Genomic DNA, 14,315 nt, shown 5'->3' on the forward strand with positions numbered 1-14,315 from the left:
CGCTCCGGTAACGACGTCCAGCCGGGTTAAGAAGGAGCGGCCGCGGGCTTTTGTCGGCATGGGCCGCGGTTTGCCGCTGGAATCAGCAGCTTGCGTGAATTCCGGCCGGCATCGTCTGCTCGGCGATCGCAGCCACCGGCTTTAAAAGAAAAAAGCCGGACGGGAGCGCGTTGCATGCAGCCAGAACGTGTCATGGCCGCGCCATCGCCGAAACAGGTCCGTTGGGGTAAATCTGACCCTGTTTCTTGCCGGCGGTCGCTGCTCCCGCCCGTAACTGGAGGAGCGGAACTTCGAATATCCCATTGTCGCCACTGAGCGCGGCTTTGGTATGGTGCGATCGCACCATGGCCTTACGCTGGAAGCGTTGACGAATCGCAAGGTTCTAACTCGCGCTGGACCTCCATCCGCGCCCGACCCGGCGCTCGATCTTCGAGCAACGCCTTCCACTGGAAGTGCGACGACTTCTACTTCACGGTATCTACTCCCTTCGCCCTATTCCGCCGGTTGTCGGTTAGGCCGAAGCAGCGTTATAAGCTTGCAGGGGTATTGCTGATGTCTCGACGGATTCTGCCTGTCTTCCTGTGCCTGGCGCTGCCTCTGGGAAGCGGCTGCGCGCGCAGCTATGACGGCACCGTCATCATTCCCAAGCCGCTCGATGTTCGCCGTTTCTGGGACAGGCCTTCGCCGCAGGCGCAAGCCGAACAGTCGCAACTGGAGACCGACGTCTTTCCAGTGGCGCCGCAAACGCCGAAAAGGCCGGCGGTGCGCAGGAGCGCGGCTTCCGTTGCAACGCCTCGGAGGAGGGTCACCAACAACCCGCCCATGCTGTCGCCGGAGTCGACGAAGCCGCTAACTTGCAAGAATGTCAGCGAGCCCGGTAAACGGGCCCGCATGGTCTGCGAATAACCAGCCGACGTCGGTCGATGCGCACGGCTCCAGGCCTTGAAGCGGCTATCCGGCCAGCCGTCTCGGAACATCGCCCGCCCTGGTCAGTCCGCCGGGAAAAAGGCCGGCCCGACCACTCTCACCGGCCGCGCGCCGATCGCTTTCTCGATCGACTGATGCTGGGCAGTCCCTGGCACCTCGAAAACCGACGTTTTTGCCCCTGCGAGAGCCGCACCGGCAGTTTCGATCCCGGATTCAGGAATTTCCGCGACGACGCCAAGATCCGGCTTTGCGGTCGGCAACGGAATGATGGCGTTGCTCATGTTGGCCGGTGTCACGGTTCGTGCCCTGAGTTCGGCAACGCGCTGGTAATAGCGCTTGACGTCACAGGCCTTGAAGTTCGCGTCGTCGCGGTACCGGAACGCGGCAGGTAGCTCCACATAGGGTTTTCCCGACTCGAGCGCGACCATCTCCTCGGTCTCGCGAGTGGCGTCGCTCAGCGTATAGAGGTCGACGCCGGCATCGTCGCAGATGTAGCGACACTGATCGACCGTTTCCTTCAGATCGTCGCTCTTGGCGAACTGCGATTTTGGCGCGGGGAAGAAATATCCGTCCGACAAGCGAACGCAAAACAGCATCCGATTGCCGCCAATTGTTGTGCCTGCGGACTGGGCCTTGGGTGCCGGGCGTTGCTGCGCCGGCTGTTTCTTGGCAGCGGGGGCGGCGCAGCCCAGCGCGACAAACCTGGCCTTCAGTCCGGACGTGTCCCTGCTCGAATTCGACAGTCTGGCGATCTGCCGTTGCACCTCCGCCTTGCTGCTGACCAGGTCGGCGCAGGGATTGAAGAAGAAGCCGGCGGTTTTCGCTGCGCATCTGCGTTGTCTCTCAAGCTTTTGAATCGCGGCGAGTTGCCGGCGCAGTTGGGCAAGCTCGGGGCTGGTCCCGCCGCTGCGCCCCGCCGAAAGCAATTGGCTCCTGATGGCACCGCAGCTATCCGCGTAGGAGAAGGATGTGCCGAGCGCAACGGCTATTGCCGACACCAGCATCAGAATCGTGAGGGGCCAGAAGCGTGTCATTGGAACGACCATTATCCTTGTTGCACCGAGAACATGATTTCTTTGTCGACTATGGATAAGTACTAGCTAAATCAGTTTTTCCTAATTGAAGTAGATCAAACCGCCACCAGAGACTTTAGCTCTAGTGTATTAGATCTACTCGTGTAAATTCAATATTACATTTTTATTTCAAGATTGAGACGAACCGGCAGCAACGCCGGCGGACGCCCGCCACGGCGAAGTTTGATGCGCGCGGCGGGTTCGGCATCGCGATCAATCCGGCGTTACCGGCCGGCCGTCGCTGAAACCTTAGCCCTGGGATCGGCGTTGAGCGGCCAAAGGAGGAGACCGCAAATGTCGATCCACTTCACTGTCGCGGACCTGACCAGGAATCTGTTCCATTCACTTTGGTTGGACCATGAACGCGCACCGAGGCCACTCGACCACGAGCAGAGGCTTTTGCTGGAGTGCTATCTCGCCGGCCAGATACCGGAATCGGCTTGGAGCGACTATGTCTTCGAGGTGCCGGAACTGGCGCGACATGTCGAGGCGAGACGAAGGGCCACTAAAGCGCATCGCGGTCGACCGGGCGTCATGCGACGCGCTTAGGTTCTTGTGTAATGCATGTCGTTGTCGCAAAACCGCTGCACGCTTTTGCGCGACATGCATTAGGTCCCGAAAAGTGGAATCCGGTTGTCGGAAAAGATCAAGGCGAAGCCTTCACTCGCGGTGCAGCCTGTTCTTGTTTGGGCGAGTTGAATTGCAGAGTGAACACCTTGCCCGGGATGCCTTCAGCCAGCGCCGGTGAAAAGCTCAACGGCAGGCAATGGTCCACGGCCGCGACCGCCGCGTCGACAAAAGCTTGGCGCGTCTTCTCCTCGCCGGCGACGCGGATGGCGGTCGGCTTGGGCCGGCCGATCAGCGTGCCATCGCGCCTGAAGCTGAAGCTCAGGGTGACGGTGGAATTCCCGGCATTCGCCGGAGGGGTCCAGCACGCCTGGATGGCAGCCCCGACCTCGGGCATGGTGTTGAGCGTCGCTGCATTCGATTGACCGGCTGCACCCGCCAGCATGGCGCCTGCAATCACCATCATTCCAGCAATGCTTTTCATGACAGGGCCTCTGTCCTTGAACCGCCATCGAGGACGGGACTACTTCGATGGTAGGGCCCACATCGGCGATGGCAAGATGCCGGCAACGCGCTTCATCAGCCATTCAGGCGTCGTGAAGCGCCGTCAGCCGCAAACTTCGGCAGGGCTGCAATAAGCAAAGGCCGGCGAGCAGCCGACCTTTGCTTTCCATCCGCGCCAGTACATCCGTGGTCGCAAGCTGGAGGTGGATACCAGTAGAAAGGGTTTCGGTTAACGAAACCTTAAGCTCCCCACATCGTGCAAACAGGGGAGAGTAAGAAAGAATTACCTCAGATCATTACCGGCTCCCGCAGAACGTGCGGACGATCGCCGGCCTGCACGTGCCTCAGGCGTTGGCCTGCGACCGCACATAGGCGATATAGCCGCGCACGTCGCCGGCCGGCTCAGCATAGGCCTTGCCGAGCTTCTTCTCGATCGCCGCCATATAGTCTTTTGCCCATTGGGGCAGCGCATAGTCGATGACGGCGAGGAATTCGAGCGTCGCCGCCAGGCGGATGTCGGCGATCGACGGGTTCTTGCCGCCGATGAACGGCTTGCCGTTCCTGAAGAAGCTGTGAAACACCTCCAGCGGCTCGGCTATCGCTTCTATAGCGGCCTTCTGGGCTTCCGACTTCTTGTCGGGGTGGGCGTCGCTGTGGCCGACCTCGCCGGCATATTGCGGGAAATTCAGCACAGGATATGTGGCGCGCGCCACATAGGGGTAGAGCGTCCCGATCAGGTAGAACATGGCACTGTCGATCATTGCCCGCTTGGCCGGCGCCTTGGGATATAGTTTCTCCAGCCCGTGCTTGTTGGCGAGGTACTGCATAATGGCGCAGCTTTCCCACAAGACACCTCTCGGCAGGCCCTTGTCCTCGATCATCGGCGTAAGATGGGCCGGGTTTCGCGCCATGTATTCGGGCGAGCGCGTGAGACCCCATACGTCGGTCTCGGAATGATCGAGCCCGGCGGCGCGTGCAAACACTCGAACGCTCATATTGTTGACGCTGGGCTTCAGCATGCTGAGCGAGAGCGCGGGCTTTTTCGCCGGTTTCGCCTTGGCCTTCGGCGCCAGCTTCTTGGCGGAGACCTTGGCCGCCGGCTTTGCCACTTTCGCCGCTGACTTGCCGGCGGCTTTGGCCGCCGGCTTCGCTCCTGGCCTGGCTGCCTTGGCCGCGGGCTTCGTGGCACTCTTGGTTGCTGTCTTCGCCATTGTATCCTCCCTTTGTTCGGCGTGTCGTCAGTATGGATTTTTCGGTGCGCGATCCTCCGACAACGTCGTGCGCGAGCGCTCGACAAGCGCCTGGATCGCATCGGCAAGGTGCACTTCGGCGATGTTGTAGTCGCCGCGCGCGACGCGGATCTTGTGCGCCTGCATCAGCACGTCGGCATGGGTGAAGCCCGCCGGCGGTTCGAAACGGTAGGAGGCGAGTTCGATCAGCAGGCCGAGCGGATCCTCGAAATAGATCGAGTCCATGAAGCCGCGATCCTTGACGCCGCTGTGCTTGATGGCGCGCTCGTCGAGCCGGGCAACCGCCTGCAGAAAGGTGACGCGCGACACCGCGAAAGCGATATGATGGACGCAGCCCGTGTCGGTCGGCGTGCGCCGCTTGACCGGCGTGCGGCTTTCGTCGGTGAAGACGGTGATCAGCCGGCCGTCGCCCGGATCGAAATAGAGATGGCTTTCGCTTGCCTTATCGAGATTGGGCTGCTCGAAGATGAAAGGCATGCCAAGCACGCCCTCCCAGAAATCGATGGAAGTCTGGCGCCCGGCCCCGACCAGCGTGATGTGATGAACGCCTTGCGATTGCAGCTTTTGCATCTGACTCCTCCCGGCCACGCCGTCTTGCCGCCGAACGGAAGTTCGGATGCCCAGTCGCGCTTGGCATGTGACCGCGCCCGGCCTCGCTCGCCTGCGCTCCGCATTCCGCATCCTGCAGGAGTGCGGCCGGAGCTTTGATGAACGGATGCTAATTCAATCCGCGGCGTTGCGCCAGAAGCGCTGAGTTTCAAGAACTCCACGCAGGCGCCAAGAGCGGCACCGGGATCGCGGACGCCTTCGCCGAGCTCGCTGAAACGACCCGTCGCCGGCAGCTGTAGTGGTGCGGCGGCCCGCAGGTCGCTGGGTTTCCCGAGCGCCGGTTTGGCGACGGCAGGTCAAAGGGGCCCTCGTTGACGCATGCCGCGCCTGGTTCGGATTACGGGCATCCGCGGCCCTTAGACGAAAATCACATATTCTTCATCGGCACGTCGGGATCGACATGTCCCCCATCGGCAGTGATCTTCAGCCTTGAGAGGTAGTGCTCCCATCCCCTTCGGTGGCTGTCACGCTCCTTTGCGTTCGGCAGTCCGCTGTGCGTGAAGCGGATCAGTGTCCCCGCATCCCTCGCGATCAGGTCGATCTCGACATGACTGGAGCCGGGCGGCACGGTCTCGTTGTCTTCCCAGCCAAAACTGTAGGCAAGACGGTGGACCGGGATCACCTCGGTGAACTCACCGCGCGCCATATGGCGACCACCGACATTGACGAGGAACAGACCGCCCGGCGTTGCATCCAAATTCGCTTCGGTCCCGATCCATCGCACAATCTGGTCCGGATCCGTCAAAAGCGCGAACACGGTCGCTTGTGGCGCCGCGACCTCAATCTCTGTGTAAACCGATTCCGCCATCGCTCACTCCAGGTCACATCCGCAGCGAATACCTGCATGATTGAAGCGAATGTGGGGAGTTGCAAGAAGATGTTCGAGGCGTAAGCATAAGCCGGTGCCGAGTGACCTTCTACCCATGCTTCTCGCAAAGTCGCTTTCATTCCTTCTGGACGACGCCGCGCATATTGGCGACGGTGGGCGACTTCTATTGCAGCTCTCAACGCATTTGATTGAAGACGGCTTGCCGATCATCGCCGGCGCGCTGGCGCAGGATGCTCCCGACCCGATTATCTCACGCCGCATCTGGCTCTGGCGAGCGCCTGGGGGTGAAGTGGTCGAGGCTTTGGGGATAGGCGCCGACCGCCAGAATGCCGATCCCCGGCTCGTGCTGCGGGAGTGGCTTGGCACGACGCGGGCGATCGTGTTCGACGAGCGAGCGGGCGGTGTCGCACCGACTTTGGTGTGGGCGTTCGATCATACTCCGGATGAGGCGCAGTCAGAGCTGCTGCGGCAAATCTCCCGGTTTGCTGCGGCTCCGATGACCGCACTCGCAGAACGGTCCGCGAAACGCGCATTGCTCGAGGCATATTTGGGAAAGCGCAGTGCAGCACATGTGCTCAACGGTCATTCTCGTCGAGTAAAGGGAGAGACGATACGGGCTGCGCTTCTGTGCGCGGACCTTCGAGGTTTCACCGATCTATCCGAGGTTCATGATGCAGACGAGATCGTATTGGTACTTGATGCCTGGTTCGATTGCGTCGCCGGCGCGGTGCACGCATTTGGTGGTGAGGTTCTCAAGTTTATAGGTGATGGCGTCCTCGCGATTTTCCCGATTGGCGAGCGCGATGCAAATGCCGCATGTGACGCGGCGGTACGCGCCGTGAAGGCCACGCGCGCCGGGATAGATCATCTCAACCAAACTCGGCGCCGCAATGGCGGCCCTGAGCTCGGATATGGCATTGGCCTGCATGTCGGCGAGATACTCTGGGGGAATATCGGCACTGCCGGCAGGTTGGACTTCACCGCGATCGGCAAGGCTGTAAATCTTGTCAGCCGCATCGAAGGGCTGTGCAAGCCGTTGGGACGGACGGTGCTCGCGTCGACAGTGTTCGAGGCAGAAACTACCGAGCCGATGATCGCCATGGGCAGTCATCCGCTCGGAGGAATAGCAGGCGCGCAAACACTTTTCGGCTTGCCGGAATAGATCGAATGGTTGAGCCCGCCGTGGATGTGTCGTTCGCAGCATATCTTGGTATCGTGCGAAGCCATGACTGAGAGAAATTCGAACGGCAAAGAAGCTACGATACTGCAACTGGAGTATGGCGCGTTTAGAGCCCAGCCATGCGCGTCGCGCGCAGCTTTCGCTGGCCGGTGCTAAGGGCCTTCCCGGCATCCACCCTTCGAGGGAGAGGCGCCTTCGCCGAGTTCGCCAAAACGATCCGCCGCCGGCAGCTGTAGCTCAGGTCGGCTCCAGGCAGTGCCGACCAGCGTGATGGACGCCTTGTGATTGTAGTTTCTGTATCTGGCTCCTCCCCGCGTGGCATCGACTGCCCTGTTCAGCGCGACGTTCTGCGCGCCGCTAACGCTGTGCCTCAAGACCCACGATGCAATGCTAATGCAATCAGCTCCGCTTCACCAGAAGCGGCAATGAGCCAGACCCGCCGCGACCCAAGGCGATGGATCGGATTGATGGTTTGCCGAGAGCTTGGAGAGACTTGGTACGCCCAAGGGGAATCGAACCCCTGTTCCCGCCGTGAGAGGGCGGTGTCCTGACCGCTAGACGATGGGCGCGTTCAAGAACCGGCGATATAGGCTGACGGCTGGCAAAAAGCAACTAGGCTTAAGGCTGCCGATCGCGCCGGTGAAGTATCCGCTGCAAGCCCAGCGTTTTGGCTCGATCAGGTCCCAGAGATTTCCATAGAGATCTGCGAAAACCGCCACAGTGCCATAGGTCTCGTGCCGGGGCGCCTCACGGAACTCAACGCCCTTTTCGAGCATCAGCGCATAGTCGCGGGCAAAATCGTCGGTTTCGAGGAACAGAAAGACCCGGCCGCCGGTCTGGTTGCCGATGGCGTGCCTTTGCGCATCGCCGGATGCCTCGGCGAGAAGCAGCCGCGCACCCTGTCCGTTGCACGGCGTGATCGTGACCCAGCGTTTGCCGCCGCCGAGATCGACATCTTCGGCGAGCACAAAACCCAGCCGGTCGACATACCACGAGATCGCCTCGTCATAATTTGCGACGACAAGCGCGACCGTGGCAATGCTGCGGTATTCGGCAAAACCGGTCATTTGTTCCTGATCGAAAAATGGCCAACGATGCGGCGCTCGGTGATGTCATAGACGAAGATGGCGCGGCTGCCGTCGGGCAGCTCTGCGTCGATCGACAGGTGATTGCCGGACAGCGATTGGCTGATCACCCTGGCGCCGACCGGCAGCACGATGTCGCCGTTGACCGTCTCGCCGATCGGCACCTGGATGTCGCTGCTTAGCGGAGGGGCGGCAGGCGGCGCGTTGCGCGCTTTGTAGACAAGTGCCGCGATCACCACCATAAGGGCGAGGAACAGCAGGCCGAGATTGATGGCGACGAAGCGGACGAGCTTCCTCCGCACCTTTTCGACCTCGGGGTCGAGCGGCTTTTCCTCGTCTTCGTCGGCAAGCGGCCGGGCCATGGCAGCAGATTCCGGAACTGTTTTCGATGAGCGCTCATAACGAAGTGGTCAGACAATTAATAGGGGCCGGACCGATCGTCCTGGAGGCGGGCGCTGATGCGGCCGGCCAGCGGCTCGACCAATGGCTGGCGGCCAGGCTCGGCCCCGACATGTCGCGCAGCCGGGTACAGATGCTGATAAAGCAGGGCGCCGTCAGGATCGGCGGCAAGCCAGCCAGCGAAACGAAGCGCAAGATGGCGCAAGGTGACAGCGTGTCGGTTGATATGCCGGAGCCGGAACCGGCGGCGCCGCAAGGCGAAGATATTGCGCTGGACGTCCTCTACGAGGACAGCGAGCTGATCGTCATCAACAAGCCGGCCGGGCTGGTCGTTCATCCCGGCGCCGGCAACTGGACCGGCACGCTGGTCAACGCGCTGATCCATCATTGCGGCGACAGCCTGTCTGGCATCGGCGGGGTGAGACGGCCGGGCATCGTCCATCGCCTCGACAAGGAGACCAGCGGCGTCATGGTCGTCGCCAAGACCGATCGCGCCCACAAGGCGTTGTCGGAGGCCTTTGCCGACCACGGCCTGACCGGCGATCTCGAGCGGGCCTATCTGGCGTTGGTCTGGGGCATACCGGCAAGGCCGACCGGGACCGTCGACGCGCCGCTCGGCCGCGCCGCCGACCGGGTACGCCGCGCCGTGGTGCCGCAAGGCCGCGACGATGCCCGCCACGCCGTCACGCATTTCACCGTCGTTGAGCGCTTTGGCGAGCAGCAGCAGGAATTCGCCATGGCGAGCCTGGTCGAATGCCGGCTGGAAACCGGTCGCACTCACCAGATACGCGTCCACATGGCCCATATCGGCCATCCGGTGATTGGCGACCCCGAATACGGTCAGGCTTTCCGCACCAAGGCCAATCGGTTGCCCGAGCCGCTAAGAAGCAAGGTAAAGGCGTTTCCGCGACAAGCTTTGCACGCCCGCCTCCTTGCATTTCGCCATCCCGATACCCATCTAACGATGAGGTTCGAAGCACCGATACCGTGGGACATGGAGGAACTCGTCGACGGCTTCCGCAAGCTCTGAACCAGCCACCTGAAAACCTGACCGGCGTTGTTCACTTCAACGTGACACACTGTTTCGTGTTGAACAAATGCCTGTCTTTCTGGTTTTGTTCCTATATATGTCGGTTGGCGCGAATGTGCCTTTGGCATTCGCGCCACATGCCCGCCGCGTTTCGGGGGCATCACTCCAATAGAGAGGGGGCGCTATCATGGCCCAGTCATTACCCAGTATCGTTTCCGGCGAAGGCGGTCTCAGCCGCTACCTGGAAGAAATCCGCCGCTTTCCGATGCTTCAGCCGCAGGAAGAGTACATGCTCGCCAAGCGCTACGCCGAGCATGAGGACACGACGGCTGCGCACAAGCTCGTCACCAGCCACCTTCGGCTCGTCGCCAAGATCGCCATGGGCTATCGCGGTTACGGCCTGCCGATCGGCGAGGTGATCTCGGAAGGCAATGTCGGCCTGATGCAGGCCGTCAAGAAATTCGAACCGGAGCGCGGCTTCCGTCTCGCCACCTATGCGATGTGGTGGATCAAGGCCTCGATCCAGGAATACATCCTGCGCTCGTGGAGCCTGGTCAAGATGGGCACCACCGCCAACCAGAAGCGCCTGTTCTTCAACCTGCGCAAGGTGAAGGGCAAGATCCAGGCGCTCGATGAAGGCGATTTGAAGCCGGACCAGATCACCGAGATTGCCACCCGGCTGAACGTCTCGGAAGCGGAAGTCGTGTCGATGAACCGCCGCCTGTCGGGCGACGCCTCGCTCAATGCGCCCATCCGGGCCAGTGAAGGCGAGTCCGGCGAATGGCAGGACTGGCTGGTCGACGACCACGAAAGCCAGGAAGAGATGCTGATCGAGCAGGACGAGCTGGAAAACCGGCGCGGCATGCTGTCGGGCGCTCTTGCCGTGCTCAACGACCGCGAACGCCGCATCTTCGAGGCGCGCCGCCTCGCCGATGAGCCGTTGACGCTTGAAGAGCTGTCGGCCGAGTTCGATATCAGCCGCGAGCGCGTGCGCCAGATCGAGGTGCGCGCCTTCGAGAAGGTGCAGGACGCGGTCAAGGCCGCAGCCAAGCGCCAGACGCAGGCGCTGCGCACCATCGAGGCGCAGCCGGCGGCGTAAGGCCTTCCGGTAGAAACAAATAACGGCGGCGTCAGGTAACTGGCGCCGCCGTTTTTTTCTAAAGCGCGTCGCGTTCGGGCCGGCCTTGTGCGGCGCGCTTTAGATTCTTGTTTTTATGCATGTCGTTATCGCAAAACCGCTGCACACTTTTGCGCGACATGCATTAGCGGGTTGCCGGTTCCGCGGCGCCTTCGCGGATGTCCGATCCGTCGCCCTAACTGCTCAGTAGCCTTGCCAGGCGTCCCCAGACGATCTCATTGATAGCGGCATTGTCGCAATTTTCCCCAAGCCCTGAAAACCGCAAGGCTGCAAGCTGTGGCGGCAATGTTGCGGCGCCGACCGCGGCATTCCACAACCCGGCGCTTGCGGCAGGCGGGCGCGACAACGGTCCGTCGGGCAGTTGAGTTCGTCTATTGGAAACGAAAGGCAGTGTGATGATGACGATTTCTCCGTTTCTGGCCGCCCTCGGATCCGACGGTCCGCCAGCCGATCGAGCGAAAGACATGGCCCTGTATGGATGGCTAATTGGAAGCTGGGAGATGGACTCGGTCCACTACCTCGACGACGGCACAATCCAGAAATGGGATGGCGAATGCCATTTTGGCTGGGTGCTCGAAGGCCGCGCGATTCAGGACGTTTGGATCAGGCCCAAGCGCCCTGCTCCGTCCGCGATGTATGGCACAACCTTGCGCATCTTCGACCCTGGGATCGATGGCTGGCATATCATATGGAACGACCCGCTCAACCGGGATCACTCGCGCCAGATCGGGCGGGCCGAGGGTAAGGACATTGTCCAGCTCGGCAATGACTCGCGCGGTCTGCAAACTCGATGGCGTTTCACCGAGATCACTGCCACCAGCTTCCATTGGATCGGCGAGGAAAGATCTTCCGAGAGCGATCCTTGGCAAATCATGTATGAACATTTAGCCCGCCGAACAAAACCCTGACGCTCGACTGGCTGGCGTCTGCGCTGCTCCTCATCCGGCTGCCGCCACCGTCGTCCCGCATAGACCTATCGGATTCAAACATCGCAAAAATCGAATCAGGATCAATAGCTTGGATGACCATCGCAGAACGATGAGGGCGGCGCCGAGTCTGAATGGCATTGTAGTGCCAGCGACCCATCCTCTCACAGGCAATCGAGCGGAAACTTCAGATAGCGCTGCCCGTTGGATTCCGGTTCCGGCAGGCGTCCGCCATTCATATTGACCTGCAGCGCGTGCAGGATCAGCCGCGGCATCGGCAACGTCCTGTCGCGGGCTTGGCGGAGCGCGACGAAGTCGGCTTCCGTCTTGCAGCCGGCAACATGGATGTTGCCGGCTTTCTGCTCCGCGACCGTGCTTTCCCACCGCGCTTCGCGACCGCCCGGCTGGTAGTCGTGACCGACGAACAGACGTGTCTCGTCCGGCAGCGCCAGGATGTCCTCGATCGAACGCCAGAGCCGCTCGGCACTGCCGCCCGGAAAGTCTGTCCTTGCGGTGCCGCTGTCCGGCATGAACAGCGTGTCGTGGATGAAGGCGGCGTCGCCAATGACGTAAGTGATCGAGGCCAGTGTGTGGCCCGGCGAGAACAGCACTCTTGCCGCAATGCCGCCGACCGAAAAAGTTGCGCCGTTGGCGAACAGCCTGTCCCATTGCGAACCGTCGGCGGGGAATTCCGGCCAGTTGTAGATCACCTTCCACAATTTCTGGACGTCGATGACCTTCTCGCCGATTGCCGTCGGCGCTCCGGTTCTCCCCCTCAGATAATGGGCGGCGGAGAAATGATCCGCATGCGGATGCGTGTCGAGGATCCACTCGACCTCCAGCCCGCTTTCCCTGACGAAGTCGAGCAGGGCGTCGGCGTTTTTCGTTGCCGTTGCACCGGACCTTTCGTCGAAGTCGAGCACCGGATCGATGATGGCGCATTTGCGGGTCGCCATGTCGGCGACCACATACTGGACGGACCCGCTCGGCTTGTCATAGAAGCCGGTGACCTGCGACCTGGCCGATAATGCGTCCAATCCAGCCTCCTTCGCCCCTCACCACGGCAGGAAGGATTTTCTCTGCCACGGCAAATTAAAGGCATGGTTGTCCGTCAACCAGGCATCGTCAAGCACCCCATGCTCACACGGCCAGGAAAACCGAAAACTCTCTGTGCCGCCTCTGCCTGCTCAGGCGGAAGGCTGCTTGGTTTTCCTGAGATATGGCAGGATCGTCTCATAGGCGCCGAAGCGCTTGATGGCATCCTCATTCGAGACGGCAGCGGTGATGATGACGTCCTCGCCCTGCTTCCAGTTCGCCGGCGTCGCCACCTGGTGCTTGGCGGTCAGCTGCATGGAATCGATGGCGCGCAGGATTTCGTCGAAGTTGCGGCCCGTCGTCATCGGGTAGGTGAGAACCAGCTTGATCTTCTTGTCGGGCCCGATGACGTAAACCGAACGCACCGTGGCATTGTCGGCGGGCGTGCGGCCTTCCGAGCTCTCGCCGGCACCCGCCGGCAGCATCTCGTAAAGCTTGGCGACCTTGAGATCCTTGTCGCCGATCAGCGGGTAGTTCACCGAATGACCGGTCGCGGTCTTGATGTCGTTCTGCCACTTTTCATGGCTTTGGACGGGATCGACCGAGATGCCGATGATCTTGACGTTGCGCTTCCTGAACTCGCCTTCGAGCCCGGCCATTGTGCCGAGTTCGGTCGTGCAAACCGGCGTAAAGTTCTTTGGATGGCTGAACAATACCGCCCAGCCATCGCCGATCCATTCATGGAAGCTGATCGGTCCTTGCGTGGTCTCAGCGGTGAAGTCCGGTGCGATATCGTTGATGCGAAGGCTCATGACGTGTCCCTTACCCTGTGCGTGCAGATCGCAGCCGGCGTTGGCCGGCGCTGCTTTTGCCTTTCTATCACTCCGGCGTCATCCTTCAAACGCCTGTTGCGCCGGCATCAAGGCCGGCGGCGAAATATTTTCATTGCTTCTCGGCAAATGCAGCAGGAATTTTCGCTGCGCTGGTTCAGGCCTTGTTCACTGCCAGCGTCGTCGCCAGGTCTTCCATGCGCTGGGCCAGTGCGCCGAGCGCCCCGGTCAGCACGGAATCGTTCTTGTCGGCCTTGGTCAGTGCGTCATCGCGCGTCTTGCGCAGCGTCAGCACTTCGCTTTCCATGCCCTTGACCCGCTTTTGCAGTTCCGAAAGCTCGTCCATGACCATGATGCCGGCCATCACGGTCAGCCGCTGGTCGCCGATCTCGCCAAAAGAATCCTTCAGATGCGAGACATAGCGGTCGAAGCGCTCGGCAAGATCGATCAGATGCTCTTCCTGGCCCTCGTCGCAGGCCATCCGATACTGCTTGCCGTCGATGGAAACCGTGACTTGTGCCATTGGCCTACCTGTCCAGTACCGCGCGGATGGTTTCCATGGCTGTCACCAGCCTTCGCGACACTTCCTTGTTGGCATCTTCCAGCCGTTCGGCGCGGGCCTCGGAATTGTCGAGCTCCTGCGCCAGCCGCGAGCGGTCGGCGTTCATCCGCTGCACTTCGGCCTCGGCTTCCGAATAGTCCCGCTCATGCTCAAGCTTGGCCGCGACGGCGTTTTCCAGCCCTTCGATGGCCTTACCCAGCCTGGCAATGACTTCCTTGAGGGTCGTTTCCCCGGTCATGGCTTTCGTCCTGCGCCCTGCCCATCACCGAATCATCCACGTTCAGAACGCGTTATCCCTGAAACATTACGCGTCGTGTGAACCGCACGTCAATAAAGCTGTCGCGACTGTCCCCTGCTAACGCTAATGTAAG

16 protein-coding genes, 1 tRNA gene and 1 pseudogene are annotated in these 14,315 nt (G+C 61.2%); 6 read left to right on the top strand and 12 right to left on the bottom strand.

Annotated features, from left to right (window positions below; translation table 11 throughout):
* Positions 1-552 precede the first annotated feature (552 nt).
* Positions 553-906 (top strand): hypothetical protein, encoded by a 354-nt coding sequence (locus tag NKJ81_RS09190; RefSeq protein ID WP_352540241.1) that lies wholly within the window; start codon positions 553-555, stop codon positions 904-906.
* Positions 907-989: 83 nt separating this feature from the next.
* On the opposite strand, the gene NKJ81_RS09195 is transcribed toward NKJ81_RS09190, so the two are convergent.
* A complete protein-coding gene (locus NKJ81_RS09195) occupies positions 990-1,961 on the bottom strand; it encodes a DUF2865 domain-containing protein (protein WP_352540242.1) in 972 nt (323 codons plus the stop codon).
* Positions 1,962-2,294: 333 nt separating this feature from the next.
* Here NKJ81_RS09195 and NKJ81_RS09200 point away from each other — a divergent pair, with 333 nt between their 5' ends.
* Positions 2,295-2,549, top strand: a complete 255-nt coding sequence (locus NKJ81_RS09200; RefSeq protein ID WP_352540243.1) for a hypothetical protein — start codon at positions 2,295-2,297, stop codon at positions 2,547-2,549.
* A 97-nt stretch (positions 2,550-2,646) separates the two neighbouring features.
* Here the strand turns inward: NKJ81_RS09200 and tolA are convergent, their stop codons facing one another.
* From tolA to NKJ81_RS09220, 4 genes are all read right to left on the bottom strand, one after another.
* Positions 2,647-3,051: a cell envelope integrity protein TolA gene (gene tolA / locus NKJ81_RS09205; RefSeq protein ID WP_352471136.1), complete on the bottom strand. Its 405-nt coding sequence runs from the start codon at positions 3,049-3,051 to the stop codon at positions 2,647-2,649.
* A 364-nt stretch (positions 3,052-3,415) separates the two neighbouring features.
* A complete protein-coding gene (locus NKJ81_RS09210) occupies positions 3,416-4,282 on the bottom strand; it encodes a glutathione S-transferase family protein (RefSeq protein WP_352471137.1) in 867 nt (288 codons plus the stop codon).
* 27 nt (positions 4,283-4,309) lie between these two features.
* A complete protein-coding gene (locus NKJ81_RS09215; RefSeq protein WP_352540244.1) occupies positions 4,310-4,891 on the bottom strand; it encodes a VOC family protein in 582 nt (193 codons plus the stop codon).
* Positions 4,892-5,297: 406 nt separating this feature from the next.
* Positions 5,298-5,738 (bottom strand): SRPBCC family protein, encoded by a 441-nt coding sequence (locus NKJ81_RS09220; RefSeq protein ID WP_008873905.1) that lies wholly within the window; start codon positions 5,736-5,738, stop codon positions 5,298-5,300.
* Between the two features lie 115 nt (positions 5,739-5,853).
* On the opposite strand from NKJ81_RS09220, the gene NKJ81_RS09225 reads away from it, so the two are divergent.
* Entirely contained in the window at positions 5,854-6,921 is a 1,068-nt protein-coding gene (locus tag NKJ81_RS09225; protein WP_352540245.1) for an adenylate/guanylate cyclase domain-containing protein, read from the top strand.
* 512 nt (positions 6,922-7,433) lie between these two features.
* Here NKJ81_RS09225 and NKJ81_RS09230 read toward each other — a convergent pair.
* The 3 genes and pseudogenes from NKJ81_RS09230 to NKJ81_RS09240 all read right to left on the bottom strand — a co-directional run bounded on the left by NKJ81_RS09230 (position 7,434) and on the right by NKJ81_RS09240 (position 8,386).
* Positions 7,434-7,508: transfer RNA gene (locus tag NKJ81_RS09230), tRNA-Glu, on the bottom strand.
* A 93-nt stretch (positions 7,509-7,601) separates the two neighbouring features.
* Positions 7,602-8,006: pseudogene (locus tag NKJ81_RS09235) on the bottom strand (VOC family protein); the annotation flags it as partial.
* Positions 8,003-8,386 (bottom strand): fimbrial protein, encoded by a 384-nt coding sequence (locus NKJ81_RS09240; RefSeq protein WP_352540246.1) that lies wholly within the window; start codon positions 8,384-8,386, stop codon positions 8,003-8,005. The gene NKJ81_RS09240 and the pseudogene NKJ81_RS09235, both read right to left, overlap by 4 nt.
* 26 nt (positions 8,387-8,412) lie before the next feature.
* On the opposite strand from NKJ81_RS09240, the gene NKJ81_RS09245 reads away from it, so the two are divergent.
* From NKJ81_RS09245 to NKJ81_RS09255, 3 genes are all read left to right on the top strand, one after another.
* Positions 8,413-9,453: an RluA family pseudouridine synthase gene (locus tag NKJ81_RS09245; RefSeq protein WP_352540247.1), complete on the top strand. Its 1,041-nt coding sequence runs from the start codon at positions 8,413-8,415 to the stop codon at positions 9,451-9,453.
* Between the two features lie 187 nt (positions 9,454-9,640).
* Positions 9,641-10,552, top strand: coding sequence for an RNA polymerase sigma factor RpoH (gene rpoH, locus NKJ81_RS09250; protein ID WP_023678514.1), 912 nt, complete (start codon positions 9,641-9,643; stop codon positions 10,550-10,552).
* A 434-nt stretch (positions 10,553-10,986) separates the two neighbouring features.
* Positions 10,987-11,499 carry a hypothetical protein gene (locus tag NKJ81_RS09255; RefSeq protein WP_352540248.1) on the top strand — a complete coding sequence of 171 codons (513 nt, stop codon included), beginning with the start codon at positions 10,987-10,989 and terminating at the stop codon, positions 11,497-11,499.
* A 182-nt stretch (positions 11,500-11,681) separates the two neighbouring features.
* On the opposite strand, the gene NKJ81_RS09260 is transcribed toward NKJ81_RS09255, so the two are convergent.
* From NKJ81_RS09260 to NKJ81_RS09275, 4 genes are all read right to left on the bottom strand, one after another.
* Positions 11,682-12,554, bottom strand: coding sequence for an MBL fold metallo-hydrolase (locus NKJ81_RS09260; RefSeq protein ID WP_352471144.1), 873 nt, complete (start codon positions 12,552-12,554; stop codon positions 11,682-11,684).
* A 150-nt stretch (positions 12,555-12,704) separates the two neighbouring features.
* Positions 12,705-13,364: a peroxiredoxin gene (locus NKJ81_RS09265; RefSeq protein WP_023678511.1), complete on the bottom strand. Its 660-nt coding sequence runs from the start codon at positions 13,362-13,364 to the stop codon at positions 12,705-12,707.
* Between the two features lie 175 nt (positions 13,365-13,539).
* Positions 13,540-13,905, bottom strand: a complete 366-nt coding sequence (locus NKJ81_RS09270) for a cell division protein ZapA (protein ID WP_254816554.1) — start codon at positions 13,903-13,905, stop codon at positions 13,540-13,542.
* Positions 13,906-13,909: 4 nt separating this feature from the next.
* Positions 13,910-14,182: a DUF4164 domain-containing protein gene (locus NKJ81_RS09275; protein WP_006200774.1), complete on the bottom strand. Its 273-nt coding sequence runs from the start codon at positions 14,180-14,182 to the stop codon at positions 13,910-13,912.
* Between the last annotated feature and the right edge of the window lie 133 nt (positions 14,183-14,315).

It is taken from the genome of Mesorhizobium sp. M0018, assembly GCF_040323955.1.
Taxonomy (GTDB): Bacteria; Pseudomonadota; Alphaproteobacteria; order Rhizobiales; family Rhizobiaceae; genus Mesorhizobium.

Coding starts and splice junctions, on each gene's coding strand:
- NKJ81_RS09190 (WP_352540241.1), top strand. CDS start 553: ATGTCTCGACGGATTCTGCCTGTCTTCCTGTGCCTGGCGCTGCCTCTG.
- NKJ81_RS09195 (WP_352540242.1), bottom strand. CDS start 1,961: ATGACACGCTTCTGGCCCCTCACGATTCTGATGCTGGTGTCGGCAATA.
- NKJ81_RS09200 (WP_352540243.1), top strand. CDS start 2,295: ATGTCGATCCACTTCACTGTCGCGGACCTGACCAGGAATCTGTTCCAT.
- tolA (WP_352471136.1), bottom strand. CDS start 3,051: ATGAAAAGCATTGCTGGAATGATGGTGATTGCAGGCGCCATGCTGGCG.
- NKJ81_RS09210 (WP_352471137.1), bottom strand. CDS start 4,282: ATGGCGAAGACAGCAACCAAGAGTGCCACGAAGCCCGCGGCCAAGGCA.
- NKJ81_RS09215 (WP_352540244.1), bottom strand. CDS start 4,891: ATGCAAAAGCTGCAATCGCAAGGCGTTCATCACATCACGCTGGTCGGG.
- NKJ81_RS09220 (WP_008873905.1), bottom strand. CDS start 5,738: ATGGCGGAATCGGTTTACACAGAGATTGAGGTCGCGGCGCCACAAGCG.
- NKJ81_RS09225 (WP_352540245.1), top strand. CDS start 5,854: ATGCTTCTCGCAAAGTCGCTTTCATTCCTTCTGGACGACGCCGCGCAT.
- NKJ81_RS09240 (WP_352540246.1), bottom strand. CDS start 8,386: ATGGCCCGGCCGCTTGCCGACGAAGACGAGGAAAAGCCGCTCGACCCC.
- NKJ81_RS09245 (WP_352540247.1), top strand. CDS start 8,413: ATGAGCGCTCATAACGAAGTGGTCAGACAATTAATAGGGGCCGGACCG.
- rpoH (WP_023678514.1), top strand. CDS start 9,641: ATGGCCCAGTCATTACCCAGTATCGTTTCCGGCGAAGGCGGTCTCAGC.
- NKJ81_RS09255 (WP_352540248.1), top strand. CDS start 10,987: ATGATGACGATTTCTCCGTTTCTGGCCGCCCTCGGATCCGACGGTCCG.
- NKJ81_RS09265 (WP_023678511.1), bottom strand. CDS start 13,364: ATGAGCCTTCGCATCAACGATATCGCACCGGACTTCACCGCTGAGACC.
- NKJ81_RS09270 (WP_254816554.1), bottom strand. CDS start 13,905: ATGGCACAAGTCACGGTTTCCATCGACGGCAAGCAGTATCGGATGGCC.
- NKJ81_RS09275 (WP_006200774.1), bottom strand. CDS start 14,182: ATGACCGGGGAAACGACCCTCAAGGAAGTCATTGCCAGGCTGGGTAAG.